This window comes from Sulfurimonas sp. (genome assembly GCF_023229105.1).
GTDB lineage: Bacteria > Campylobacterota > Campylobacteria > Campylobacterales > Sulfurimonadaceae > Sulfurimonas.
Genome location: NZ_JALNZY010000104.1, coordinates 1 through 5,249, shown reverse-complemented (window position 1 = coordinate 5,249; position 5,249 = coordinate 1). Strand labels below are relative to the sequence as shown.

The following is a 5,249-nucleotide window of genomic DNA, read 5'->3' as shown; positions in this document are numbered from 1 at the left end:
CGTCATTGTTCCACCATCAGTAATCGTGCCAGGAGTACCGCCTGCACCGATTTGAGCAATTGCTGCTTGGGCTGCTGTCATTGAGTAGTTCTGACCTGAAGTCAATTGAATTAAATTTGCATCAGTAAGTGTAAATGCAGTAATATCTACACCTGTAGCAACTATAGCTACAACTAAATCAGCTGTGCCTTTAGTAATATGCCCTGCTAAAGCATCTATTTGAGCAGGTGTCATAGTAGCAGTTATAGCCGTAACTGCACTATCATCCACGGTAATAGAAGTAAACTGGCTAATATCTTCTCCAGTTGTATCTATGGAACCAGTCATTGTAACTGAAGTTGAACCATCATTACTAGTAATCAATGCTTGAAGTTCTCCAAGCGTTGCAACGCTTGAAGGTGCAACAGGCGTCGTAAAGTTCAATGTAGTAGCATCAGCAATACCTGCATAAGCATTACCAGCAGCATCTACTATGGCAGTAGCATCAATTTTTATGTAATAACCTGTTACGTCAAGTAAATTATCTGTAGGATTAATCGTAACAGTGTTGGTGCCGAAAGTTATTTTAGCGTCACCTATAGCTATTTGTTCTATTTCTGTATTATCCGCTTGATACAATGTTACATTACCTGTCCCTGCTGATACATCTTCACTAAAAGTAAGAACAATATCATTACCAACAATCATATCAACAGCACCATCTGCTGGATTTGAGCTGGAAAGTGTCGGTGCTGTATTGTCAACTTCAAATGTAGCATTAGTAGGAGCTGCAGAAATCACATTTCCTGCTGCATCTTTTGCTGCACCTATAGTCACTGTTGCCACTGCTATGTCTCCTGCTGGTACATTTAAGCTATAGGTATAAACTGTAGTGTTTACTTTTGTCATGGCAGTTGCAGCCAAGGCGGGGCTATCAATAGCAATTGTAGCCCCTGTTGCATCCGCGATAGCTTCGCTAAATGTTGCCTTGATTATTAATGTATCTGCATCTTTTGTAGAGATTGTTGATGAATAACTTGTTCCTCCATCTGTAGAGTAAGTTAGTGTAGCTGTCGGTGCTGTTGTATCAGCAGGCGTAGAACCGCCACCTCCTGATGCCGGTGGAGATGTAGTTTCTCCAGAAACCACATCAGCATCTGCCTCAACAGCTGCCGGATTTGTTGCTATACTATCTGCAAGTGTTTCAGGGTCTGCTACAAACGAAGCATCTTGTGTTGCTGCTTTTATCGTTGCTGTTGCCGCAGTTAAAGTAGCAGCAATGTTTGTTACTGTTCCAGCTGTTACATCTGCTGCTAGGTTTTGCATAACAGTACTAAGATTTGCTAGAGTTGTCGTAAGAGTAGCTGCTGAGGCAGCATCAACTAAGATAGCTTTAACAGAATCAAGTGTTGCTGTTGCATTTGCAAGTCCTGCTGTGTCAGCCGCTGCCATAGTGATGATGCTCTTAACTATATCTGCCGTGCTTGTGTCTGATGTAACTGTTGCAACAACTTGTGTAGCAAAAGTCAAATCATTTATGCCAGCATCAGCCATTGCCACACCAACTTGGGCTTTGTTACTTAAAAGAGATGCATCACCTGCACTTCCGCTAGCTGCTTTTGCTCCATTAACTATGGCTTGAATAAACTGATCCATAGGAATGTTTCCGTTTGATAGCTCTGCATTCCAATAAGCTGCACCATCCGTATCGGGAGTGCGTCCTAGTACATTTGCATAGACTTGAGTTATTAGTGCATCGCTATCAATATTTTCACCATAAATATCAGTAAACTCTTGTTGCTCATTTGCCCAGTTTGATGTAATCTGACTAAAATTTAAGACACCATTATCTAATTCACTTTCCCAGTATGCTAACCCTGCCGCATCCGGCGCTCTGTTGAAGTAAGCCGTGTATAGTTCGGCTAGTAATAATCTGTTTTCTTGCATTTTCGTTATTTCCTTTAATGTTGGAGTTTAGAGTTATTTTACAAATAAAAGACAACTCTCTTAAAGAACTAGTTATATTACGCCACTTTTAAAAATAACTCGTCTTAACTATATGATATATATAAAGCTTATTAATAGATTAAATTATTTTATAATATAGTTTTTTGTTTAATGATTTTAAATATATCATTTGGTAAAATAAAAGGGTACTTATATAGATGCAGATAAGATAAAAAAGGTAAATCAGAAGCAAGGTTTCAACCTTGCCAAAGCAAGACGAGGTTGATTTCAGTTCCAAGCCACAAACGCCCAGATAGTAGGTTTTATATCATCTTGTTTATTCTTAACATATAGCTCATAATACTCTCTCGCTTTTTGCTGCTGAGCCTCATCTAAAGAGCCTAAACTCCAGATGAGAGATTTTACAAATTCATCGGCATTTGTGTATCTGACACTTCCATCTTTTGTAGTTATGTAGTCTATTTTTGGTAGATGTCCATCTTTGTATAGTAGCAAGGGAATATACCAAAAATCAGGATTTGTGATGATTTTTTTGCCTATATAGTCCAATATCTCTATATCTACAAAACTCCCGCCTGTTTTATATGTAAGATAACACGCTTTTAACGCCTGAGAAGACATTTTGGATAGTGCTTCATCTAAGTCATGTACTTCAACGCTTCTTGAGGCAACTGCGATATCAACTTTGGGCAAATGACTCCAATCATCATCCCAGCCTATAAGATGGGTCGTGATATTTGTGATGCCCTCTCTTTTTGCGTAAGCTTCAAGCTCCTCTAGCATCTTTGCTGAAAAATCTATCGCTATGACATGTTTTACTTTTTTTGCAAGTGGAATAGCTAAAGTTCCCGGACCACAACCGACATCTAGTACGGTGTCGTCCATTGATATATTCATGCGGGATATAAAATCTTCAACATACTCTGATTTTTGCATCCTCGGAGCCATCTCTTTTGATTTGTTATCCCAATCACTGCTACCTTTACCTTTAAAAACGGTACTGCTTTTATGCTTTTTATACATCGAAGCAAAATCTATAGGGTCTAGAAACATTTTTATCCTTTAAAATTTATAGTTCATTGAAGCAAAGTATTCACGACCTGTCATCGGATATGCCGTATTATATCTTACAAGTTCGTCTGTCAAGTTTTTTACGCCAATCTCTGCTGTAATAGCTTTTGTCGGCTCATAAATCGCTTTTAAATCAAATGTAGTAAAGCTAGGAGTTGTGACATAAGTGCCGTCAAGTTTTTCTTCATAAGCGCCATCACGATATTTTGCGTTTGCATAAATAAAAACGCCCGAACTTAACTCTTTTTGTGCGTAAGTAAAGAGTTGATGCTTTGGTACATCTACAATCTCTACACCGTTGTCATCCATGTTTTTTACACTTATATATGTGTAGTTCCCTCCAACTTCTAGTGTATCTGCTTTATAGTCTAGCTCTAGCTCAACGCCTCTGTGATCGAATGTTCCTACATTTTGGTTTTGATTGTATGCAGGATTTGGAACAAAAACTACACTTTGAATCGCATCTTCAACTCTTGTAAAAAACAGATTTACTCTCGATGTTAGCGCGTCATATTTTTTTAGATAACTAAGCTCATAGTTCGTAGCAGTCTCATTTTTAAGCTCTACATTTGGCACGTAAGAGTTAAATTTTCTTGAGTATCTATCTTTCATGGTTGGCATATATGTTTTTCTTGAGATGCTCCCTTTTACTTTTGAGCTCTCATCAAGTGAGTAGATTAGAGCAGCTTGAGGTGCAAAAGAGTCCTCTGCCTCAAGAGCTAACATATTTAGATAAGCGGTGTTTGTATCATAAATTTCATCTGCTTCTTTTCTGTCATAACTCACACCAGCTAGAAATTCAAGCTTTGATGTGATTGAGTAAACATCCTCCAAGCCAAGAGAGATGGTGTTGTCTTCATATCTCTCAACTAAAGATTCAACATCGGTTGTTTTGCTTTTATCATAACCACGATGCACATCCTTTTTGTAGTTTGCTGCAGCCTTTAGGAAGTTATCACCAAGTTCAACCCCATATTCTAAACGAGCACCGTAACTGTAGTCATCGTAACGGCTTTTAAAAGCCCAGTTTTTTGTTATAGCGTTAAAGGTAGCGTCATCGTAAGAGTAAATTGAATTTTTGCTTTTATCAAAGTATGCCAAGGCTTTTACATAACTTGAACTGAAGTTTTTTTGCCCTGTAATGGAGATAGTCTCTTTGTCCCACTGAGGCCAATCCCAATCTTTGTTTTTTGCAAAAGTCGTATCCGTTACAGGCGGTTGTTGTTTTACACCTTGTTGATTAACATAAGAGATAGCCATCTCACTACCATCATCTGCTACATATCCAGCTTTTAAGCTTACTTTTTTATCCTCTGCCTCAGAGCGAAGTCTGTCTCCTTCTGGTTGCGTTGGAGTTGCTTTGTACTCATCGCTTAGCCTAAAATGGTCTTGTTTTGAGTAACTCGCGCCAAGCTGCACATAAAAATTATCTTGTTTTGAACCAGCATTTAGGCTCTCTACATGTCTTGCCATTTTGCCATCTGAATCTAAGACAATCTTGCCTTTAACACTACCCTCAAACTCTTTTGTAGGCTTTCTTGAGACGATGTTTACTACACCTCCCATATTTGCTCCTCCATAAACTACAGAGGAGTACCCTTTTGATACATCAATAGAGCTAATGTCAGTTGTTAAAAATCGCCCATAATCAAAGTTTCCATCATAAGGAACATAAACAGGAATACCATCTATAAAAACTCCAATCCTTTTTGCATCAAACCCTCTTATGTGCAGTGTTGATTCAGCACGAGCACCCTGAGTATCTTGGCTTACACCGCTAATATTGTCCAGTGCTTCTGAGACAGTATCTGAACTGTTTTGTGAAATCACTTCAGATGAGATACTCTGCTCAAATAGATTTATATCTTTAATATTGTCAAACACACTCACCTGCCCAAGCGTAAAACTCTCCGCTAGGAGCATAGATGTCGCTATAGATATACCAATTACACTTTTTTTCATTTTTTCCCTTATTTTTTCAGGTTTATTTTTGGTTAAAAGTTTTTAAAACTTAAACTCATAAGATGTGCCTATTACTCTTCCTTGATCTTCAAATCCGAAGATGGTCATGTAGTTTTCATCAAGAAGGTTTCTGCTGTAGAGTGATAATTTGGCATCGTTTTGAAATAGTTTGTGGTTGTAGTCCAAAGAGATATTTATAGAGATAAAATCCCCTACATCATGATACTTTTTGTCAATCGTAAAAAAGTTAGACTCATAAGTGCTTAGAT

Annotated in this window: 4 protein-coding genes; all 4 read right to left on the bottom strand. The window is 38.1% G+C overall.

Features of this window, described 5'->3' with window-relative positions:
- Positions 1-1,926, bottom strand: a 1,926-nt coding sequence (locus tag M0Q17_RS10540) for a DUF4214 domain-containing protein (protein WP_295086643.1), incomplete at its 3' end; no start/stop codon positions are given.
- A 288-nt stretch (positions 1,927-2,214) separates the two neighbouring features.
- Positions 2,215-3,000 (bottom strand): class I SAM-dependent methyltransferase, encoded by a 786-nt coding sequence (locus M0Q17_RS10535; RefSeq protein WP_295086641.1) that lies wholly within the window; start codon positions 2,998-3,000, stop codon positions 2,215-2,217.
- A 9-nt stretch (positions 3,001-3,009) separates the two neighbouring features.
- A complete protein-coding gene (locus M0Q17_RS10530; RefSeq protein WP_295086639.1) occupies positions 3,010-4,980 on the bottom strand; it encodes a TonB-dependent receptor in 1,971 nt (656 codons plus the stop codon).
- 42 nt (positions 4,981-5,022) lie between these two features.
- Positions 5,023-5,249 (bottom strand): hypothetical protein (locus tag M0Q17_RS10525; protein ID WP_295086637.1); only part of this gene is annotated, 227 nt, incomplete at its 5' end.

Bases quoted from the DNA above. Each gene is read 5' to 3' on its own strand.
- M0Q17_RS10535 (WP_295086641.1), bottom strand. From the start codon at position 3,000: ATGTTTCTAGACCCTATAGATTTTGCTTCGATGTATAAAAAGCATAAA.
- M0Q17_RS10530 (WP_295086639.1), bottom strand. From the start codon at position 4,980: ATGAAAAAAAGTGTAATTGGTATATCTATAGCGACATCTATGCTCCTA.